Annotated in this window: 13 protein-coding genes; 8 read left to right on the top strand and 5 right to left on the bottom strand. The window is 62.8% G+C overall.

Features of this window, described 5'->3' with window-relative positions; translation table 11 throughout:
- The first annotated feature begins 570 nt into the window (after positions 1-570).
- From LJ737_RS17905 to LJ737_RS17895, 3 genes are all read left to right on the top strand, one after another.
- Positions 571-1,035 carry an Lrp/AsnC ligand binding domain-containing protein gene (locus tag LJ737_RS17905; RefSeq protein WP_111478459.1) on the top strand — a complete coding sequence of 155 codons (465 nt, stop codon included), beginning with the start codon at positions 571-573 and terminating at the stop codon, positions 1,033-1,035.
- A 315-nt stretch (positions 1,036-1,350) separates the two neighbouring features.
- The gene (locus LJ737_RS17900) at positions 1,351-4,242 is read left to right on the top strand and encodes a T9SS type A sorting domain-containing protein (RefSeq protein ID WP_227768116.1); all 2,892 of its coding nucleotides are present in this window, start codon (positions 1,351-1,353) and stop codon (positions 4,240-4,242) included.
- A 127-nt stretch (positions 4,243-4,369) separates the two neighbouring features.
- Positions 4,370-5,311: an energy transducer TonB gene (locus LJ737_RS17895; protein WP_227768115.1), complete on the top strand. Its 942-nt coding sequence runs from the start codon at positions 4,370-4,372 to the stop codon at positions 5,309-5,311.
- Positions 5,312-5,381: 70 nt separating this feature from the next.
- On the opposite strand, the gene trxA is transcribed toward LJ737_RS17895, so the two are convergent.
- Both trxA and dnaE read right to left on the bottom strand, forming a co-directional pair.
- Complete coding sequence (gene trxA, locus LJ737_RS17890; RefSeq protein ID WP_227768114.1) at positions 5,382-5,711, bottom strand: thioredoxin; 330 nt, start codon at positions 5,709-5,711, stop codon at positions 5,382-5,384.
- Between the two features lie 365 nt (positions 5,712-6,076).
- On the bottom strand, positions 6,077-9,793 hold the full coding sequence (dnaE, locus tag LJ737_RS17885; RefSeq protein WP_227768113.1) for a DNA polymerase III subunit alpha: 3,717 nt from the start codon (positions 9,791-9,793) through the stop codon (positions 6,077-6,079).
- 344 nt (positions 9,794-10,137) lie between these two features.
- On the opposite strand from dnaE, the gene LJ737_RS17880 reads away from it, so the two are divergent.
- The 4 genes from LJ737_RS17880 to LJ737_RS17865 all read left to right on the top strand — a co-directional run bounded on the left by LJ737_RS17880 (position 10,138) and on the right by LJ737_RS17865 (position 15,016).
- Entirely contained in the window at positions 10,138-11,283 is a 1,146-nt protein-coding gene (locus tag LJ737_RS17880; RefSeq protein WP_227768112.1) for a DUF4249 domain-containing protein, read from the top strand.
- An 88-nt stretch (positions 11,284-11,371) separates the two neighbouring features.
- Positions 11,372-12,508, top strand: coding sequence for a DUF4249 domain-containing protein (locus LJ737_RS17875; protein WP_227768111.1), 1,137 nt, complete (start codon positions 11,372-11,374; stop codon positions 12,506-12,508).
- Positions 12,509-12,623: 115 nt separating this feature from the next.
- Positions 12,624-13,760 carry a DUF4249 domain-containing protein gene (locus tag LJ737_RS17870; protein WP_227768110.1) on the top strand — a complete coding sequence of 379 codons (1,137 nt, stop codon included), beginning with the start codon at positions 12,624-12,626 and terminating at the stop codon, positions 13,758-13,760.
- Positions 13,761-13,876: 116 nt separating this feature from the next.
- Positions 13,877-15,016, top strand: a complete 1,140-nt coding sequence (locus LJ737_RS17865; protein ID WP_227768109.1) for a DUF4249 domain-containing protein — start codon at positions 13,877-13,879, stop codon at positions 15,014-15,016.
- Between the two features lie 2 nt (positions 15,017-15,018).
- On the opposite strand, the gene LJ737_RS17860 is transcribed toward LJ737_RS17865, so the two are convergent.
- On the bottom strand, positions 15,019-15,498 hold the full coding sequence (locus LJ737_RS17860; RefSeq protein WP_227768108.1) for a hypothetical protein: 480 nt from the start codon (positions 15,496-15,498) through the stop codon (positions 15,019-15,021).
- 362 nt (positions 15,499-15,860) lie between these two features.
- Between LJ737_RS17860 and LJ737_RS17855 the strand changes: the two genes are divergently transcribed.
- Positions 15,861-16,928, top strand: coding sequence for a fatty acid desaturase family protein (locus LJ737_RS17855; RefSeq protein WP_227768107.1), 1,068 nt, complete (start codon positions 15,861-15,863; stop codon positions 16,926-16,928).
- Between the two features lie 91 nt (positions 16,929-17,019).
- Here LJ737_RS17855 and LJ737_RS17850 read toward each other — a convergent pair whose 3' ends face one another.
- Positions 17,020-18,237 carry an NAD(P)/FAD-dependent oxidoreductase gene (locus tag LJ737_RS17850; RefSeq protein ID WP_227768106.1) on the bottom strand — a complete coding sequence of 406 codons (1,218 nt, stop codon included), beginning with the start codon at positions 18,235-18,237 and terminating at the stop codon, positions 17,020-17,022.
- A gap of 144 nt (positions 18,238-18,381) precedes the next feature.
- A complete protein-coding gene (locus LJ737_RS17845; RefSeq protein ID WP_227768105.1) occupies positions 18,382-20,811 on the bottom strand; it encodes a LysM peptidoglycan-binding domain-containing protein in 2,430 nt (809 codons plus the stop codon).
- Between the last annotated feature and the right edge of the window lie 8 nt (positions 20,812-20,819).

Genomic DNA, 20,819 nt, shown 5'->3' with positions numbered 1-20,819 from the left:
TTTGAGCACCTCAAGTTGGGGTGCTCAATTTTTTTATTGGCGTCAGTAGGAAGTACTTACTGCTAAATTGATAGTCTTATAGGTATTTTAATATCAACCTAGGCAACGAAGGCCGGCTTTCAGCGTCATTACCGAAATGCTGCTGCTTGTGCCCCATTATCATTTTTGGTTGCGGACGTCCTTAAAATTGCCAACTTGCTGGCAAAAGGACACAAAAAAGGCGGCACCCACCCAGATGCCGCCTCTATTGAAGGACGCACCCACCCAGATACGTCCCGGTATTTCCCTCCTCACACGATCCACCCAAGTTGTAGATGAAGGAATCGAACCTCCCCAACCACTGGCCATCGGACGTCGCCTCCGAGTGCTGGTCAGCTGTCGAACCCAGTCCGGTAATCAGGTTACCGGATGTTCTACTACAAGTTTCGCAACGCCGACTGCGTTGTATTGAGACAAATGTAATAGCTTTATTTAAACGATAAAATATTTTCAGTGTAAATATCCGATAATTATAAACTTTCTTAAAACAGGCACTCCCTTTTGCAACTTCTCCAAGCAACGACTTCTAAAATGTCCCGGAATTACGAACTTGACGACACCGACCGGAAAATTCTGGCTTTGCTGCTCGACGACGCTAAGATGCCCTACACCGAAATAGCCCGGCGGGTGCACGTATCAGGTGGTACTGTACACGTGCGCATGGCGCGGCTGGAAGAACTCGGCATTGTCAAGGGCGCAACGCTGAAAATCGACTACGCCAAGCTCGGCTACGGGGTAAATGCGTTTCTGGGAATCTACTTGCTGAAAAGCTCCGTCTACGGCAGCGTAGCCGAGCAGTTGCGCGACATTCCGGAAGTGGTAAGCATTCACTTTACTACCGGCGCCTACGGGGTTTTCGCGCGGCTGGTGTGCCGCGACACCCAGCACCTGCGCGACGTGCTGCACGACCGCATTCAGCTCATCGAAGGCATTGAGCGTACTGAAACTCTCATTTCGCTGGAGGAAACGCTGAATCGGCCCATTCAGCTCATGTAGAGGTCCAAGCGAACTGCTGAATTTGAAAGCGCTGCCCTTCAAGGCAGCGCTTTTTGCATTTAGTTAATATGATTGAACATATAAAAATAATGTTATGATATTTAACTTTGTTTATTTGTTACGGAGAAATATGGTACTATTATTACATAGGATTGTTCTTTTGGGTATCGCCAATGCCCGCAATTCTTACTAGTGCCACATCTGACCTGCTGGCTGCTAGTTATCCTCCACCACTTTTTAAGGGTCATGTATTGCATTCTTACCTCCACTGGCTACCGGCGGCTGCGCTGGTGTGTCCACCTCAGTATGCTCTTGATGAGCCTAACCACTTACAAGCTCAGCGCCCAAGCCATCGGCGACTACCGGTCTACGGCGGGTGGCGTTGCCAATTTTAACAACCGTGGCAGCTGGGAACGATGGAACGGCAGCAACTGGGTGACCAACTCGAGTGCCCTCGACTACTCTAAAACGTTTACGGTGCTGCACAGCAAAAATATCCCGGCCGCCGGCGTCCCAACAACGGTGGGGCGCATTGTGCTGGCGGCCAATACCGCCGCTGGTACGGCCGGCGTGCTGAATGTCAATGGGCCGTTGGTATGCAGCCAGCTGGACGTCAGCGGGGTGGGGGCTTCCGCTGTGGTGAAGAACGACGACGTACTAGTGTACAACACGACCATTCGCAACCGGGGGGCGGTATCCCTGCTCAGCAACGCCAGCTTGCGCACCATTGCTGTTGATAGTAATGCGACGCTGGACTTGGGCACTGGCGTAAGCGCGGCCACCGCTATTGGACCGGTGACGGTGAGCAACGGGGGCGTGCTGAGCGTGACGGGCAACGGCGCCACCATCAAGGAACTAACCGTGCAGGCCAGCGGACAAGCGCTGATCAACGCCGTAGCCAAACTCATCAATTGCCGAGTAGAGCCCGGCGGCGTGCTGGTGCAACAAGCAGACGGGCAGATTCAAATTGTGCACGATGCAGCCCTCAGCGGGCCAGATCTGCTGATGCTCGGGCAACTGCGCAACGAAAGCAACAGCACCGGCTTGACCATGACCGGCGGCGCGCAGATGCAGGTGAAAGCCGGGGCGGTGTACACCCACACGGCCAACGGCGGCGTACTGCCCACGGGCACCTGGGACCCGGCCTCGACGCTGGAAATAACGGGCGTGGTGGATGCCTCGGGCTTTACCAACGACGCCCAAACGTTTGGCAACGTGGTGTGGGACACGCCGGACTACGGCACGTCCAGCACCGGCAGCAACGTGTTTTACCTCAACGGCAGCGGTAGCATGCAGATTGCGGGCAAGCTGACGGTGCGCAACACCGGCTTGGGCCGGCTGCAACTGACGCCCGCCACGAGCAGCGCCAGCAGCGTAGTAACGCAGGTAAGTGCCTACGAGCAACTGGGCGGACAGGTCTGCGTGGCCCGCTTTGGCTCGACCCTTACGCGTACCCTGAGCGTAACCGGTGACTTTACCTTAGGCAGCGGCCGCTTCGAGCTTAGCAACTCGTCGTCGGCGGGCCCCGGGGTGTTGAAGGTAGCGGGTACGCTGCAGCTGAGCGGGGGCACGCTGGTGCTGAGCGGCGGCGCTACTAACGGCACGGCCGACCTGAGCGGCAACCTGGTGCTGGACGCCGGCAGCGACCTGCGCCGCGAAGTGACGGGCGGCATCGGCTTGGTCAATTTCGTCGGGACGCAGCCCCAGTACTTCAGCCGGGCCAGCGGCACCAGCATTTCCGGCGCGGTTGACTTTCAAGTAATGAGCGGGGCCACGCTCGACGTGGGCAGCGCCGTGCTCGACGGAGAAGGGGACTTCACCTTGAATGCGGGCGCCACCTTGCGCATTGGGCACAGCCAAGGCATTGCGGCCAAAACCCCGGTGGGCACGGCTTACACCGGCAACGTGCAGGTCAGCGGAACGCGCAGCTTCAGCTCCGGCGGTATTTACTGGTACAACGGCGCCACCAGCCAAATCACCGGCTCCGGCTTGCCGACCTCGCTGGCAAGCGCCGGCGAACTGGTCATCGACAACTCCGGCGGCCCGGTGACGCTTAGCCGCGCCACCTCCTTGGCCGGCACGCTGCGCCTGCGCCGGGGACGCCTGCTCACGTCGTCGTTTTTGCTCACGCTGCAGCCCGCTGCCGCCTGGACCAATGCCAGCGACGCGAGCTACGTGGACGGGCCGCTGGCGCGGCAAACCAACAGCGCCACCCAGGTTTACACGTTTCCGGTGGGGGCTAACGGGCGACTAAAGGTGGGTGGCGTGCAGCCCAGCATTAGCAGCAGCGCCACGTTCCGCATGCTGGCGTACACCAACATTGCCCCAAACGCCACGACGTTGGCGCCGGGCTCGGGCCTCTTCACCGTGAGCCGCCGCGAGTATTGGGAGCTAACCCGGACCGCCGGCACGGCCAACGCCTATGTGCGCCTCTATTACACGCTGCCCTACAGCGACATTCAGGAAACCCCCGCCGGGCAGCAGGCCCTGCGCATCGCCGCGCTGGTGGGCGGGCAGTGGACTAACTACGGCCAGGCGTCCCTGCCCAACACTACCGACCGCTACCTCGACGCCGGGCAGGCACTGGCCCTCACCACCGGAACGGGCACTTTCGTAACCTTTGGCTCTTCCTCACCCGTCAATCCGTTGCCCGTGTCGCTGGTGGACTTTCGCGCCAAGGTGGTCGGCAAGGACGTGCAAATCACTTGGCGCACGGCCCAGGAAGTAAACTGTGCCGGGTTCGAGGTGCAGGCCTCGGTTAATGGGGTAGACTACCGGGTATTGGATTATTACAATGGCCAAGGTAGCGTAGGGGTGCCCACCAATTACGCCCACCTCGACGTTAACGCCTTTCTACACGGCGTCCCGGTCCGTTACTACCGGCTGCGCCAGCTCGACTTCGACGGCACCTTCACCATCTCGCCCGTGGTAGCCGTAGCCGCCCCGACGGGCAAAACCGAGCTCCTGCAGCTATGGCCTGTGCCGGCTATCGACTGGGTGAATATTAAGCTGACTGCCAACCCGCAAAGCGGCGTCAAGGTGCGGGTGCTCGACGCCCAAGGCAAAGTTTGCCGGGTGCAGCAGTTCAGTTCCGCGGAGGTGCCGGACGTAGTTCGCATCCCCATCAATCAATTGCACCGCGGCCTCTACTTCGTGCAGGTGGAGACGGAGTTGAGCCGTGTGCAGGTGCGCTTCCTAAAGGAGTGAGGCGCCCGACGCCGGCCGTGGGTGGCGCCACGGCCGGCGTTAATTTTTGTAAAAAACCGGGGAAGTTGACTTTCCTTTTTTTATCCTGACACGTATATTTCGGAACGGTTGTTATTCTCCGGCGCTCATGAAGGCTTGGCTGGCGGCATTTATAGTATTCGGCGGCGCACCGGCAGCGGTGGCCCAAAGCCTGCCGGCCGTGTACCTAAACGAGCAAAACCAAGCCACCGTACCCGATAGCGCCACGCATTACCGCGTGGTCGAACAACACCCGGAAGGCAGCTTGTACCCCATGCGCGAATACGCCATGAACGGTACGCTGCTGCTGCGCGGCTTTTTGACCAGCATCGACCCGCCGTTGCGCAGCGGCACGTTCGTCGGGTTTCACCCCAACGGGGCCAAAGCCAGCCAAGTGCATTTTCAAGACGACCGGCCCGAGGGCCTCTACGTGTCGTGGTACGAGGACGGGAAGGTGCAGGAGCGCGGCGAGTACCACCACGGGGAGCGAACCGGCCGCTGGCTGAGCGTGCACCGCAACGGGCAGCGCCGCTCGACCGGCAATTATACTTCCGACCGCCCAACCGGCGAGTGGCACTACTACTACAGCAACGGGCAACCCGCGGCCGTGGAAGTAATCCGGCCGGCCCAGCCCACGGCCCTGACGCTGTACAACGAAGACGGCAGCCGTTTCGACGGCCTGCCGCTGCGCCGACAGGCACCCGAGTTTCCGGGCGGTGAGCCAGCCTTGCTCGAATACCTGGCCCGGCACACCAACTACCCCCGCGAAGCCCGGCGCAAGGGCATCACCGGCAAGGTGTACGTGAGCTACACCGTAGGCGAAGACGGCCGGGTAGGGCAGGTGCGTGTGCTGCGCGGCCTCTCACCCGATGCCGACAACGAGGCCAAACGCGTGGTGGCCAGCCTGCCGCGCTTCCGCCCGGGCCGCGAGTACAACGTGCCGACGAGCTTCACCTACACCGTTCCAATCTATTTTGCCCCGCAGTTCAGCCTGTTTGGGGGGCCCAAGCCGCCCCCCTCGCCGCCGGTAGAGGCCCGGGCCAACTGGTAAGCCCCTAGACGCAATCGGCCCCGCTGTCTGGCTAGACAGCGGGGCCGATTGCGTTTGAAGCGTGGGCGGGTTAGACCGTCACCTGGGCGTCGAGCTTCTGGGCCAGTACGTGCTTGGGCACGGCACCCACTTGCTTGTCAACCACCTGGCCGTTCTTGAACACCAGCAGCGTGGGGATGCTGCGGATGCCGAACTTCATCGAGGTTTGCGGGTTGGCGTCCACGTCGACTTTGCCGATAACGGCCTTGCCTTCGTACTCGCCGGCCAGCTCTTCCACTACCGGGCCAACCATGCGGCACGGACCGCACCATTCGGCCCAAAAGTCCACCAGCACGGGCTTATCCGAGTTGATGATTTCGTCGAAGTTGGCGTCGGTGATTTCAATGGCTTTGTGTCCCATTGTCGTATGCAGTTTAAAGAAAGTGGGTGTCAGTGTTGAGTAACCTGCTTACGCAGATTGGTCGCGCAAGGTAGCAGATTGGATGTCAAACATGCACCGCACCGGAAAGTTCAAATATCTGGTTTGGGCTATGCAACAAGGCGATTCAGTAAGTCAAATCCGAGTCGTCTGCTGCGGTTGCGCCGATGGTTAATCAAGACGCGTACCGCAACCGCAAGCAAGACAAAACGGCAGCGCTACGCTTACGCGCAGAAACCAACGCAGCCCCCATTCCTCGATTGGAAGGAATAGGGGCTGCGTTATTTGGCTCGGATCAATTAGCACCTAGAAAGCTGCTTACGCCAGGATGGCAGATTCAGGGCGAATTAAATCAGCTGGCAGGCGTCGATTTCCATCTCGCGCATCTTGAAAATGAACGACTTGGGCTCGATGCGGTACTTGCGCGAGTAGGTATCCACGGTCAGATGTTCGTGGGGCTCGGCGAACTTGATTTCCAGCTTTTTCGAGCCCGCGCACTCCTCCACGGCCTCCATAAAGCGGTCCATGAAGGGCTCGGTGATGGTGCGCAAGTCGAGCTGCACGCGCACGCCGTTGGCCAGCTTTTCGGCCACGTTGATGAGCGGCTCCATGGTCATGATCTTAAACTCGAACTGGTCGGAGTCGCGGAAACGGGGGGCATACTTGCCGCGGATGAACATGGGCGGCACTTGCTCCTTGTCGTAGTTGCGCGGGTTGATCAGGGCCGAGAAACGGGTGTAGTCGTCGCGGAACAGCGCCAGGTTCAGCGAGGATTCGTAGTCTTCGATGTTGAAGGACACGAAGGGCTGCCCGGTCTTGGTGGTCTTGAACATCACGTTCGAGATGAGCCCGGCCACGTTGATGTCGCGGTTTTTGTACGTCTCGATTTTGTCGAGGGCACAAGTGCAGTACGAGTCGATTTCCAGCTTGAAGTCATCGAGCGGGTGACCCGAGAGGTAGAAGCCCACCACTTCCTTTTCGCGGCGCAGCTGCTCGGTGGCCGGCCAGGGCTCCATGTCGGGTACCTTGGGCAGGGGCATGGCCACGGCCCCGAACGCGCCGCCGCCGAACAGGCTCTGCTGGGCCGAGTCCTTGTCGGCCTGGTGCTGCTGGCCCAGCTTCACGGCCTTGTCGATGAGGTTCTGGTCGCCCGCGGGGGCCTCCACGAACTGCCGGCGGTGGTAGCGCTCAAACGAGTCGAAGGCGCCGGACAAAGCCAAGCTTTCGAAGGTCTTCTTGTTGACGGCGCGCAGGTTCACGCGCTTAGCGAAGTCGAAAATATCGGAGTAGTGGCCTTTTTTCTCCCGCTCGGCCACGATGTTCTCGATGGCCGCTTCGCCGGCGCCCTTCACGGCGGCCATACCGAAACGGATCTGGCCCTTCTCGTTCACGTTGAACTTCAAGACCGATTCGTTCACGTCGGGCCCGAGTACCTGCACGCCCTGCCGGCGCGCCTCCTCGATGAAGAAGGTCACCTTCTTGATGTCCGACATGTTGTTGGTCAGCACGGCGGCCATGTATTCGGCGGGGTAGTTAGCCTTCAGATAACCAGTCTGATACGCAACTACCGAGTAAGCGGCGGAGTGGGAGCGGTTGAAGCCGTAGGCCGCAAACTTCTCCATCACGTCGAAGACCTCGTTGGCCTTCTTTTCCTTGATGCCGTGCAGCTCCAGGGCGCCTTTGCAGAATTTTTCCCGCTCCAGCGCCATCTTCTTCATGTCCTTCTTGCCCATGGCGCGGCGCAGCAGGTCGGCGCCGCCGAGGGAGTAGCCGGCCAGGATCTGGGCCGTTTGCATGATCTGCTCCTGGTACACCATGATGCCCTGGGAGTAGTTCAGAATGGGCTCCAGCAACTCGTGCGGGTACTCGATTTCCTCCCGCCCGTGCTTGCGGTTGATGAAGTTCGGGATGAACTGCATCGGGCCCGGGCGGTAGAGGGCGTTCATGGCAATCAAGTCCTCGATGTTCGTCGGCTTGAGGTCCTTGAGGTACATGCGCATGCCCTCGGATTCGAACTGGAACGTGCCGATGGTGTCGCCGCGCTGGTACAGCTCGTAGGTCTTCGGGTCGTCGAGCGGAATGTCGTCGATGTTGATGTCGACGCCGTGGTTTTTCTTGATGAGCGTCAGCGCGTCCACGATAATGGTGAGCGTCTTCAGCCCCAGAAAGTCCATCTTCAGCATCCCGGCCGACTCGATGACCTTGCCGTCGAACTGCGTGACGAGCAGGTCCGAGTCCTTGGAGGTGCTGACCGGAATGTACTTCGTGATGTCGTCCGGGGCGATGATGACGCCGGCGGCGTGGATGCCGGTGTTGCGCACCGAGCCTTCGAGCTTGTGGGCCAGGCGCAGAATCTGCCCGCGCAAGTTGTCGGGCGCCTCGTCGCGCAGGATGTAGTCCAGTTCGGGGTTTTCGGCGAAGGCGTCGTTCAGGGTGGTGCCGGGCTTTTCGGGCACCATCTTGGTCAGCTCGTTGGTCTGCGGCAGGGGCAGTTCCATGGCCCGCGCCACGTCCTTGATCGAGGACTTCGCGGCCATCGTACCGAAGGTGATAATCTGGGCCACCTGGGTCTTGCCGTACTTGTCCACCACGTAGTCGATGACGCGCTGGCGGTTCACGTCGTCGAAGTCGATGTCGATATCGGGCATCGACACGCGTTCCGGGTTTAGGAAACGCTCGAAGAGCAGCGAGTACTTAATGGGGTCGATGTTGGTAATGCCCACGCAGTAGGCCACCGCCGAGCCGGCCGCCGAGCCGCGGCCCGGGCCCACGGCCACGCCCATGTCCCGGCCCTTGTTGATGAAGTCCTGGGTGATAAGGAAGTAGCCGGCAAAGCCCATTGTCTGGATGATGCGCAGCTCGTAGTTCAGGCGCTCCTCGATTTCGGGCGTGCGCTCTGAGTAACGGGGCGGCTTGGTCATCGTCACGATGCCCTTGCCCGCGCTCGGTCCGAAGGCCCCCACGAAAGTCAGCTCGCGCAGAAACTCATCGGCGTCGGCGAACGGCGCGGGGATGGGGAAGTTGGGCAGCAGGATGTCGCGCTGCAGCTTGGGCGGCGTGATTTTGTCGACGATTTCGTTCGTGTTGTCCAGCGACTCGGGCACATCGGCGAACAGGTTCGCCATTTCCGCCTGGGTCTTGAAGTAAAACTGGTCGTTGGGGAAGCCGAAGCGCGATTTGGGCTTGGGCATCTGCAGCTCCTCGTCGATGCGCATGAGCTGGCGGCGGATGGCGTCGTCCTTGGCTGCGAGCGGGCGCAGCTGGTCGAGGTGGTTGTAAATCACCTTGTTGTCGCCCGACACGAGGCGGAAGTACTTGGTCTGGAAGTCGCCCACCGGGATGCTGTGCTCCTCGCCGGTGTTCACGCACAAGAGCAGGTCATGCGGGGCGAAGTCGGTCTGGTCGACGTAGTGCGAGTCGTTGGTGGCAATGACCTTGACGTTGTACTTCTTGGCCCAGCGCAGCAGAATTTGGTTGAGGTCTTCCTGGCTTTTGCCGGTGTTGTCGATGTTCTCGATGCCGTGGCGCTGGATTTCGATGTAGTAATCCTCGCCGAACAGGTCGAGCCACCACTTCAGCTTTTCCTCGGCCTCGGCCTCCGTTTTCCACAGCAGCGCCTGCGGAATTTCCGCGCCGATGCAGCAGGACGTGGCAATCAGGCCCTCGTGGTACTGCAGCAGCAGCTCCTTGTCGATGCGCGGGTACTTCGAGTAGGTGCCCTCGATAAAGCTCATGGAGCAGAGCTTGGCCAAGTTGTGGTAGCCGGCCTGGTCCTTGGCCAGCAAGAGCTGGTGGAAGCGGTTGTCCCGCTCGCCTTTTTCCCGGCTAAAGGTTTTTTTGTGCCGGTCCTCCACCAAGTAAAACTCGCAGCCGACGATGGGCTTCACGTTGTACTTGTTGGCCTCGGCCACGAAGTTGAACGCCCCGAACATATTGCCGTGGTCGGTGAGGGCCACGGCAGGCATGCCGTCCTTCTGCGCTTTTTTCATCAGCGCCGAAATGCTGGCCTGGCCATCGAGCAGGGAGTATTGGGTGTGGCAGTGCAGGTGCGAGAACGTGGGCATCCGTCGGAGAATTAGGAATTCTGAATGCTGAATAATGAATGGGCGGACGCTGGCGACTTCCGCGTTCCGCATTCAAAATTCAGAATTTAACAGAGTAAAGTTACCGCCGGGGGAGGGGAAAGGAAACGTTGCGGCCGCGGTAGTTTTTGCGTATCGACGGCAACGACCCGGCCCCGCCGGCAGGGTGCTCCGCGGGGCAGCAACGCTTCCGGGTTGGGTAACCGTTCAAGTGCCGGGAGTCCGCCGGCGCCGCGCGCCCCCGCCAGTTCAGCTAGCCTCGGGCAGGGCTGCCTATATTGCTCTTCGATAACCGTGGCTGTAACATCTTATTCGTTCATGTTCTGATGAAATCAGTGACCATACGGCTGATGGCAGGCGGGCTGGTCCTGCTGGCCGGCTGCGTCGAGCCGTACGAGCCCAAAGTAGCGGCCAGCGACACCAACCTGCTGGTGGTCGACGGCTACATCAACCCCACGGGCGTCACCAGCATCCGCCTCTCGCGCACGGCGGCGCTGAGCAGCACGACCCTGCCGGCCGAAAAGCGCGCCCGTGTGTTCATTGAGGAAGAAGAGGGCACGCGCTACCCGCTCACGGAAACGACCACGGCCGGTACGTACGCCTCGGCGGCCTTGCAGCTGCCGGCCGGCCGTCGGGTGCGCCTGCGCCTGACCACGGCCGCCAACCGCGACTACGCCTCCGATTTTACGCCGGTGCAGCGCACGCCCGACATCGACTCCGTGTCGTGGCGGGTAGCCAACGATGAACTGCGGGTGTTCGTGAACACGCACAACACCGACGACGCGGCCCGCCACTACCGCTGGAGCTACGACGAAACGTGGGAATTTACCTCGCGGTACCCCTCGCTGCTGACCATTCGCAACGGGCAGTTCGTGACCCGGACCGACAACATTTACCGCTGCTGGGGCCGCGAGGCTCCCTCCACCATCCTGCTGGGGACGACCACGCGGCTGAGCCGGAACGTGGTGGCCGAGCAGGTCGTGACCAAGCTGCGGCCCGGATCCACCAAGTTGGTGCGCACATACAGCGTGCTGGTGCGGCAATACGCCGTCAGCCAAGACGAATACGAGTACTGGGAGAAGCTGCGCACCAACACCGAAAGCCTGGGCACCTTGTTTGATCCGTTGCCCTCGCAGCTCACGGGCAACGTGCACAGCCTGACCGACCCTGCCGAGCAGGTGCTGGGCTACGTCGGGGCGCAGTCGGTGACGGAAAAGCGGCTGTTTATCGACCGCACCCAGCTGCCCAGCGCGTGGCCCCTCGTCAGCGGCTACGAAGCTTGCATCCTCAAAATCATACCCGAGGGCGGCAACTTGATGCCACCGCTCAACGTGCTGGTGGAGTCGTTCCGCGACGGGAAGAACATTCCGCTCGAATTCGACCCCGGCACCGGACAGTTGTATTTTGCGACGGCTGAATGCGTAGATTGCCGGCTGCGCGGCACCAACGTCAAACCCAGTTTTTGGCCATAAGGCACAACCATCCCACCGGGCCGCGCCGCAAGGTCATTAGGTCGGCCGCCGCTTTATCTACCAGGATTCCCAATTACCCCGTTACCTAATGAAACTCTGGGCTACTCTATTGGTCGGTGCCGGTCTGCTGAGCACCACCGCTTGCGTCGACGCTTACCGCCCGGAAGCGGTATCCCAGCCCGTAAATTATTTGGTGGTGGACGGCTTCATCAACGCCGACGGCGTGACGACCATCCGCCTCTCGCGCACGGGCCTGCTCGACAGCAACAAGGAGTTGCCGGTAGAACGGCGGGCCACGCTCTACATCGAAGAGGACGGGGGCGCCCGGTACCCGCTCGCCGAGGCCAGCACGCCCGGCACCTACCGCTCGGCCAACCTGCGCCTGGCGGCGGGCCGGCGCGTGCGGCTGTACATCAAAACCAGCGGGCCCCAGGAATACGCCTCCGACTTCGTGCCCGTCAAGCTCACCCCGCCCATCGATTCCGTGTCGTGGCGGGCCAAGCCCGACGGCTTGCAAGTGTACGTAAGCACCCACGACGAAACGGACCAGGCCCGCTACTACCGCTGGGACTACGACCAGACCTGGGAGTTCACCTCGGCCTTGGTTTCCAACTACGAATACGTCAACCACCAAATGCTGCCGCGGCGGGACAACATCAACCGGTGCTGGCGCACGGAGCCGGCCGTCACGGTGAAGCTGGGCAACACGGCCCGCCTGAGCCACGACGTGCTGCGCGAAGCCCCGCTGCTGGCAGTGCCGCCGACCTCCGAGAAGCTGTTCATCAAGTATAGCGTGCTGGTGCGGCAATACGCCATTACCCCGGAGGAGTCGGCGTACTGGGAAATGCTCAACAAGAACACGGAAAGCATCGGCACCGTGTTCGGGCCGCTGCCCAGCCAGGAGCAAGGCAACGTGCACCGGCTCGGCGCCGACGAACCCGTGCTCGGCTACGTCGGCGCCTCGTCGGTTACCGAAAAACGTTTGTTTGTGCGGCGTTTGCAACTGCCCCATACCTGGTACCCGTCGGACGGCAACCCCGAATGCGTCTTTATTCAAACGGTGCCGGACCCGGAAGGCAAGGGGCCCACGATTGAGGAATACTTCGGCACCGGCATGCATTTGGCCCTGGATCAGCCGGCGATAGGCGTGTTTACCGGCGCCATGCGGGAGTGCGTGGATTGCCGCCTGCGCGGCAGCAACATCCGCCCCAGCTTCTGGCAGTAGGCGGCACGCAGGATAATTTTTTAATGCGGGCTACAACTTTTGCGGTGCATGAGTACTCAGCGCTACAAAGCAGCTCGGGATGCTGGTAGCGCCGGGTACGGAACCGAATTATGCCATGAAGAACTGGTTGATTGTTGCGCTTGGGCTCGGGCTTAGCTCGCTGGCCGGCTGCGTCGACACCTACAAGCCGGAGGCCATCAGCAAGCCCGTGAACTACCTGGTGGTAGACGGCTTCATCAACGCCAACGGTGTGACGACCATCCGCCTCTCGCGCACGGGCCTGCTCGACAGCAACAAGCCCATACCAGTTGAAACCCGCGCCAACGTATTCATTGAGGAGGAAGGCGGGGCCCGGTACCCGCTCGCCGAAGCCAGCACCGCGGGCACTTACCGCTCGGCCAGCCTGCGTCTAAGCCCGGGCCGGCGCGTGCGGCTGTACATCAAAACCAGCGGGCCCCAGGAATACGCCTCCGATTTTGTGCCTGTCAAGCTCACCCCGCCCATTGACTCGCTGACTTGGCGGGCCAAGCCCGACGGCGTGCAGCTGTACGTGAACACGCACGACGAAACGGACCAGGCCCGCTACTACCGCTGGGACTACGACCAGACCTGGGAGTTCACCTCGGCCTTGGTTTCCCGCTACGAATACGTGAACCACCAAATGCTGCCGCGCCGCGAAAACATCAACCGGTGCTGGCGGAGCGAGGTGGGCACCACGGTGAAGCTGGGCAACACAGCCCGCCTGAGCCACGACGTGCTGCGCGAAGCTTCGCTGTTTATGGTGCCGTCGACCTCCGAGAAATTGAATATCAAGTACAGTATTTTGGTGCGGCAGTATGCCATTACCCCGGAAGAGTCGGCGTACTGGGAAATGCTCAACAAGAACACGGAAAACATCGGCACCGTGTTCGGCCCGCTGCCCAGCCAGGAGCAAGGCAACGTGCACCGGCTCGGCGCCGACGAACCCGTGCTCGGCTACGTCGGCGCCTCGTCGGTTACCGAAAAGCGCTTGTTCGTCGCCCGCCCGCAGCTGCCTCGCACCTGGTACCCGTCGGCCGGCAACCCCGAATGCGTCTTCCTGCAAATTGTGCCGGACCCGGAAGGCAAGGGGCCCACGATTGAGGAATACTTCGGCACCGGCATGCACTTGCCGGTGGACGAGGTGGCGCCCGGGGTGTATTCTGGGGCCATGCGGGAGTGCGTGGATTGCCGCCTGCGCGGCAGCAACATCCGCCCCAGCTTCTGGCAGTAGAGGACATGCGGGCCCGCAGCAGCCGGGTGTTTGGGGGCGCGGGTACAACTTTGGCGGCGCTGATGTACTCTGGTTGGTAAAGCCCTTTGATGAACTAGCGCCATGCACGAAAAAAAATGAAGAACTGGCTAAAAGTTATTGTTTGTCTGTGGTTTGTCCCGCTGGCTGGCTGCGTCGAAACCTACAAGCCGGAGGCCATCAGCAAGCCCGTAAATTATTTGGTAGTAGACGGCTTCATCAACGCCAACGGCGTGACGACCATCCGTCTCTCGCGCACCACGGCGCTCGACAGCAACAAACCCGTGCCGGCCGAAACCCGCGCCAACGTATTCATTGAGGAGGAAGGCGGGGCCCGGTACCCGCTCAGCGAAGGCGTGGCCGGCACTTATACCTCGGCCGCGCTGCGCCTGGCGGCGGGCAGGCGCGTGCGGCTGTATATCAAAACCTCGGGTCCCAAGGAATACGCCTCCGATTTTGTGCCCGTCAAGCTCACCCCGCCCATCGATTCCGTGTCGTGGCGGACCGATGCGCGCGGCTTGCAGCTGTACGTAAACACGCACGACAACGCCGACCAGACGCGCTACTACCGCTGGGACTACGACGAAACTTGGGAGTTCACCTCGGCCCAAGGGGCGCTGTTTGAGTACCGCAACAACCAGATCCTGCCGCGCACCGAATCCATTTTCCGCTGCTGGCGCACCGAAAACTCGACCACCGTCAGAACCGGCAACACCCGGGGCTTGGCCCACGACGTGCTGGCCGAAGCGCCGCTGCTGCTCATTCCCAGCTCGGCGGAGCGGCTGCGCATCAAGTACAGCATTCTGGTGCGGCAGTACGCGCAGACGGAAGAAGAAAACGCGTACTGGGAAATGCTCAGCAAGAATTCCGAAAACCTGGGCACCGTGTTCGGCCCCCAACCGTCCGAGTTGAGCGGCAATCTGCACTGCCTCAGCAACGCCGCCGAGACGGTTATCGGCTATGTAAGCGCGCAGACGGTAACGCAGAAACGCATTTTCGTGGAGCGGCGCCAGCTGCCCAGCGCCTGGCAGGCCGTCACGCCCTACGACGACTGCACCGTTTTGGACACCATTCCGGACCCCAAGTCGGGGCTGCCGCGGCCGCTGGACCATTTCCGTTCGGGGCAATTTATTCCCGTCTCGCTCTTGTCAAACGGCTTTTCCTACCTCTCGTCCTCGGCCGAATGCGTGGACTGCCGCAAACGCGGCACCAACGTGCGCCCGAGCTTCTGGCAATAAACTTAGCGGGCGGCGGGCGGCTCCAGCACGGCTAGCTGGGCGTCGGTGAAGCGCTGAAAGGCCGTTTCCAGGGCCGGGTTGCGCCGGATGCGCTCGGTCAGCTTGGCGGCGGCCGGGCTGTTGAGCACGGCTTGCTGGGGCTGGGTCCAATCGGGGCGTTGCAAGCGGGCCGTCAGGGCTTGTCGTTCGGCTGGCTTGAGGGTGGTGCGCAGTTGCTGCAGCTCCTGGCGCAGGCCCCGGCGCCGGGCGCCAAATTCTTCGGTGGCGGTGCTCAGCAGCGTGATGGCGCGGCCGTCACTGGGCGCGAAGTAAATGTCGCGCAGGCGCTGGTTGAGGTCGGCGTAGTACTGCGCGAGGTGAGCCTCAAAAGCGCGCCCGGCCGCCGACGACGCCGCTGCTGGGGTGGTGGCTGGTGTTTGGGCCGGCAGCGGCGCTGCGGAAGGCGTGAGCAGCAGGCCGAGCACTAGCGGAACGTAGGTCATGGCAGAGGGCAGGTAGAAGCGGTGAAATAGTACAAACAAGCCGACAACTGCGCCGGGGCCGCGCGCAGCACGGGCCACCCGGCAGGCCGCAGCGCCCGGGCGGGCGTTTTATTATGGAGCAGGTCTGCACGAAAGCGGAGCCGCCGGCGTTGGCAACGGCAAGCAAGGGCCGCGCCGCCGTCCGTTGCAAAACGCGTACCTTGGGCGTAGGTTCCCCCTCCTATTGCTTTGCTTCAGGCGACGCCGGCTTACCTCACCTGCCTTTGCTTCGTGGTCCGTTTACTTGGGCACGAATCCGATGCACCTCCCCATCAGCTCATTGCTCACTGATGCCGGCTCGCTGATGCGTCCGAATTCTGCCCATGAAAACACTCCTTGCCCTCACGGACCCGACGTACCGGGAGCCGGCCCAGCGTTCCGCCGTCAACCAGTGGCTGCTGGGCCTTATCCAGGATAAGCGCGACCTGCCGTTCGTGCACCTCACCCTGCAAATCAGCGCCACGCTGCTGCCGCTGGCCGTGCTGCTGTTTGTACCGGGCCTGCCGAGCTGGGCGTGGTGGCCGGCCGCCGTGGCCTATCAGTTTCTGAACAACATCACCTTCAAAGGACCGTTCGGGCTGATGCTGCACTGCACCAGTCACCGCGCCTTATTCAAGAAGGAGTACGGCTTTCTGAACCACTACCTGCCGTGGGTTATCGGCCCGTTTTTCGGGCAGACGCCGGAAACCTACTACGCTCACCACCTCGGCATGCACCACGCCGAAAACAACCTGGAAGAAGACAAAAGCTCGACCATGCACTACCAGCGCGACTCGGTGCGCGGGTTTTTGCACTACCTCGGCACGTTCGTGATGCTGGGCATCTTCCACCTCGCGCACTACTTCATCAAGAAGCGCAAAATGAAGCTGCTGCTGCGCTCGGTGCGCGGCGAAGTGCTCTACGCGCTGTTGTGCGTAGGCCTGTGGCTCATCAACTGGCCCGCCACGCTGGTGGTGTTTGTGCTGCCCTTCCTGATTTCGCGCGTCATCATGATGCTCGGCAACTGGACCCAGCACGCCTTCATCGACGGCAACGACCCGGGCAACGACTACACCAACAGCATCACCTGCATCAACACCAAGTACAACCACAAGTGCTGGAACGACGGCTACCACGCCAGCCACCACATTCGGCCGGCCCGCCACTGGACCGAGCACCCAGCGGCGTTCCAGAAAGACCTGCCCAAGTACATCCAGAACGACGCCATCGTTTTCGACGGCATCCACTTCCTGCACGTGTTTGCCTGGCTGATGCTGAAGCGCTACGACCTGATGGCGAAGCATTTCGTGAACCTCGGCGACCGGTACCAGTCCGAGGCCGAGGTCATCGAGCTGCTCAAAAGCCGCACCCGCCGCATTGCCAAAGTGCAGCCGGAACTGGTGGCCGCCTAAGCCAATCCAGCCTACTCTGACCGGCGCTTCGGCCCGCCACGCAACGCGGCCGCCCTGGGAGGGCGGCCGCGTTGCGTGGCGGGCCGCTGGCTTAGCCGCCCACCCGGTCGAAGCCGAAGGTATCGTGGTAGCGGTGGCGGCGGCCGGTGAGGGCGTCGCGGATGATTTCGGCGGCCAGTAGGCTGTACGTGGTGCCGTTGCCGCCGTAGCCGAGGGCGAAGTAGGTGCGCGGGAAATCTTTGTGCGCCCCGATGTAGGGCAATCCGTCGCTGGTTTCGCCGTACACACCGGCCCACACAAAGTCGCGGGTAAAGGGTGTGGGCTGATCGAACAAGTCCTGAAACTGCTTTTCGAGCCGGTCGACTTTGTGTTCGAGCACGGTGTTCTGGAAGGCGGCGCTTTTCACGACTTCGTCGCGGCCGCCCACCATGATGCGGCCGTCGGCGGTGGTGCGGGTGTAGAGGTAGGGGCGGGCCGTTTCCCAGATTTGGGCGGTGCCGGTGGGCAGCGCGGTCATTTCGCCGGGCTGGCTGATAACCACGTAGGTGGAATGCAGGTTGACCAGGTCGCGGGGCACTAAGTTGTCGGCTTCGTAGCCGGTGCACACCACCACGTGCCGGGCCCGCACGCGGTGCGCGCCGGCGTACACGGTCACCGTCTCGCCGGCAGTTTCCGCCGCGCACTGCTGCACCGGGGTGCGCTCAAACACCTGCAGGCCCTGCTGACGGGCCTCGGCCAGCAGCGTGTGCGTGAGCCGGTACGGGTCGACCTGGGCCGTGTCGCCGGAGAGCAGGGCGGCGGGGGCCTGCAGGCGGTAGCGGCGCAACAGGTCGGCACGGTTCAGGTATTCCACGTCGATGCCGATGCCGCGGCGGGCTTCGCCTTCGTCGGCGAGGTGGCTCACGTCCCGCTCGCGGCTAGCCAGGTAAAAGCTGCGGCAGTCCTCGAAGCGGCAGGCGTCGGGCAGCTCTTCGCGGCAGAGGCGACCCAGCTCGTGCACGGCGTACACGTTGGCCAGGTAGGCATCGTTGGCGCGCTGCACGCCCAGCTTGTCGCGCAGGTCGATAAGGTCTTCGTCCAACTCGTACTGGCACATGGCGGTGCTGGCCGAGGTGCTGCCCCCGCCCACGTAGCGGCCTTCGAGCACGGCGGCGCGCAGCCCGGCGCGGGTGAGGTAGTAGCCCAGAAAAGCGCCGGTGATGCCGCCGCCGATGATGGCCACATCGCAGCTCAGGTCGTCGGCCAAGACGGGGTAACGGACAAGGCCTTGTTCGGTAAGCCAGAAAGGCTGGCCGGTAGTCAGAATCATGCAAGTAGAATAGCGAAGCGGGTGGCGGCGCGGCCGCGCCTGTGCTACCCTACGACGAAGCCGCCTCGGCCGTTGGCCGGCCGCGGAGGTGGGGCCCAACAAAAAAAGCCGCCCCTGGGGCGGCCTTTTTTGTTGGCGGGGCAATTACTTGGTGGCGGGCTGCACCGTAAGGACCTCGCCCAAGCGCACGGTCATGTCGGGTTTGGCGCTCCACTGCATGATCTGCTCGGGCTTCACGCCGTACTTGCGCGAGATGCTGTACATGGTTTCGCCGGCCACCACGGTGTGCTTGATGGTTGTTGCCGCGGCAGCCACCGGCGCGGCGGGTTTGGGAGCCGCCGCAGTAGGCTTAGCTGCCGGGGCGCTTGGTTTGGCCGCTGCAGTGGCCGGCTTGGCCGGGGCAGAGGCAGTGGCCGCAGCGCCGGAGGGCGGCGTCAGGCGCAGCACCTGTCCCAGCTTGAGGGAGGGGTTGGCCGGCAGCTCGTTCCACTGAATCAGGTCGGCCGGGCGCAGGTTGTAACGGCGGGCCACGGCGTAGAGGGTTTCTTTGGGTTGCACTGTGTGCAGGCCGTCGGCCGGCACGGGCCAGCCGGTGCCCGGCGTCATGGCCGGGTCGGCCGCGGCGGGTTTGGCGGCCGGAGCAGGGGCTGCGGCAACCGGAGTCGGGGTAGTGGGCTTGGGTCTGGCCGGAGCAGGTTTAGGCGCCGCGGCGGGCGTAGCCACCGGTGCCGTGGCTACGGGCTTAGGCTGGGCTGGGGCCGCCGAGGCCGGGGCTTTGGCCACCGGTTTCGGCGCGGCCGTCACGGGTTCCTCCTCGGCGTCGGCGCCGGAAGGCTCGTCGGCCAGGGGCGCCGAAGTCGGCAGCTTTTTCTGGGGCTCGGTGGCGCTGCCGTAGAGCGTGCGGCTAGGCTTGGGCGCGGGCGTCGGTACCGGGGCCGCGGCGGCGGGCTCGGCCGTGGTGGCCACTTCGTTGATGGTTTCCACGGCCACGTCGGCCGCGGCGCTGTCGGCGGGCTCGTCGGCCACGGCATCCGAGCTCGGGCGCTTGAGCTTGCCGAGCCAGCCGCCCACGCGGGTGCTGTCCTGGCCGGCTTCCGGCGCGTCGTCGATAACGCGCTGGGCCGCCGCGGTGCGGCCGGTGTACACTTCGGCTTCGGCTGGCTTGCGCTTGGCAGGGGCCGGGGCAGGCGTTGGAGCGGGCGCCGGTGTGCCGCTGGGGCGTTCCATGGCCGCGGCCACGGCACCGGTTTTATCCTGCACGTACTCCACGGCCACGGCGCGCGGGCGGGTGTGCTGCAGCCAGAGCACGCGGCCGGGCTGCAGGGGCTCGTTGCCGGCCATGCGGTTTTTGCTCCGGATAGCCTTGGCGCGCAGGCCGTACTTCTGCGACACCGTCACCACCGATTCGCCCGGCTGGGTCACGTGGTACTCCACGTCGGCCTTGTCGCGCTTTTTCTGGGTGAAGTAAGGCTGCCCGGCCACCACGTTGTCGAAGGGCATCAGGTCGTTGAACTGCATGAACTTGCGCAGCTTCACCCCGGCGCGGCGGGCCAGGTCCTCCTTGGTTTCGCCGGGCAGGGCCACCACGGCCCGCAGCCCGTTCACCGTCACGTAGGCGGCGTTGCGGGCGTCGGTCTGGGGCGCCACCACCAGCTTGGTGGCCGCCTGCCGCTGCTGCACCGACATGGCCAGCAGCTGCAAGGAATCCGTCACGGGCACCAGGGCAGTGTACACCTTGCCGGTGGCGGGCACGGCCGTGCCCAGCAGCCAGCGGTTGTACTTAGCCAGCTCGGCCGGCGAGGTCTGAATGGCCTGAGCCAGCACCGTTAGCGGCTGCCCGGCAATGGCCGGGTACTCGCGCAGCAACATAGCCGGCCGCGGGTTTGTGCCGATGGCCGGCTCGTAGGCGAGCTTGTGGGCCAGGAAGGTCAGTACGTAAGGGTGCGTCTGCTCGGTAATCTGCATTTCCGTCGCGTTGGCGTCGGTGGGCAGGGTGTAGGGCTTCACGCCCCCGGGGCCGAGGTTGTAGCTCAGCAGCGTGTGGAGCCAGTTTTGGTACATGCGCTGGCTGCGCAGCAGGTACTTGGCCGCGCCGTGCGTGGCCGCCACCAGGTGCTTCCGCTCGTCCACGTCGTCGCTGACTTCCAGCCCGAAATCGGTAGCGGCTTCGCGCTTGAACTGCCAGTAGCCGATGGCGTCGTGGATGCTCTGCGCGTCGCCCTGCAGGCCGCTTTCCTGGATGCACAGAAACCGGAAATCCAGCGGCACGCCTTCTTCCTGAAACACCCGCTCGATGATGGGAAACGCGGCGTCGGCGGCGGCTACGCGCTGCTGGTAGGAGCCCGGGTGGCGGCGCAAGGCATCGACTTTCTGCTGCACGGCGGCGCGGCCCCCGTCGGAGAGGCGCAGGCGCAGCCCGGCAAATTGCACTTCGGCGGGCACGGGCAAGGGCGGCAGCGAAGTCGGCGTGGCGGCGGGGGCGGGCTTGGCGGCAACGGGCGGCGCGGCGGGTTTGCGCTGGGCCGGGGCCACGAGCGGCAAGGCCACGAGCAGTACGGGCAGCAGTCGTTTCATAAGCAGGC

Origin of the sequence: Hymenobacter sp. 15J16-1T3B (assembly GCF_020711235.1) — a bacterium.
Classification (GTDB): Bacteria; Bacteroidota; Bacteroidia; order Cytophagales; family Hymenobacteraceae; genus Solirubrum.
Note: the sequence above shows the minus strand (reverse complement) of the source record. Positions and strands in the feature narration are given on the sequence as shown.

What these genes read in the sequence shown, in the direction of transcription:
- dnaE (WP_227768113.1), bottom strand. Translation starts at nt 9,793, where the DNA reads ATGCCCACGTTCTCGCACCTGCACTGCCACACCCAATACTCCCTGCTC.
- LJ737_RS17850 (WP_227768106.1), bottom strand. Translation starts at nt 18,237, where the DNA reads ATGATTCTGACTACCGGCCAGCCTTTCTGGCTTACCGAACAAGGCCTT.
- LJ737_RS17895 (WP_227768115.1), top strand. Translation starts at nt 4,370, where the DNA reads ATGAAGGCTTGGCTGGCGGCATTTATAGTATTCGGCGGCGCACCGGCA.
- trxA (WP_227768114.1), bottom strand. Translation starts at nt 5,711, where the DNA reads ATGGGACACAAAGCCATTGAAATCACCGACGCCAACTTCGACGAAATC.
- LJ737_RS17880 (WP_227768112.1), top strand. Translation starts at nt 10,138, where the DNA reads ATGAAATCAGTGACCATACGGCTGATGGCAGGCGGGCTGGTCCTGCTG.
- LJ737_RS17870 (WP_227768110.1), top strand. Translation starts at nt 12,624, where the DNA reads ATGAAGAACTGGTTGATTGTTGCGCTTGGGCTCGGGCTTAGCTCGCTG.
- LJ737_RS17855 (WP_227768107.1), top strand. Translation starts at nt 15,861, where the DNA reads ATGAAAACACTCCTTGCCCTCACGGACCCGACGTACCGGGAGCCGGCC.
- LJ737_RS17905 (WP_111478459.1), top strand. Translation starts at nt 571, where the DNA reads ATGTCCCGGAATTACGAACTTGACGACACCGACCGGAAAATTCTGGCT.
- LJ737_RS17865 (WP_227768109.1), top strand. Translation starts at nt 13,877, where the DNA reads ATGAAGAACTGGCTAAAAGTTATTGTTTGTCTGTGGTTTGTCCCGCTG.
- LJ737_RS17860 (WP_227768108.1), bottom strand. Translation starts at nt 15,498, where the DNA reads ATGACCTACGTTCCGCTAGTGCTCGGCCTGCTGCTCACGCCTTCCGCA.
- LJ737_RS17875 (WP_227768111.1), top strand. Translation starts at nt 11,372, where the DNA reads ATGAAACTCTGGGCTACTCTATTGGTCGGTGCCGGTCTGCTGAGCACC.
- LJ737_RS17900 (WP_227768116.1), top strand. Translation starts at nt 1,351, where the DNA reads ATGAGCCTAACCACTTACAAGCTCAGCGCCCAAGCCATCGGCGACTAC.
- LJ737_RS17845 (WP_227768105.1), bottom strand. Translation starts at nt 20,811, where the DNA reads ATGAAACGACTGCTGCCCGTACTGCTCGTGGCCTTGCCGCTCGTGGCC.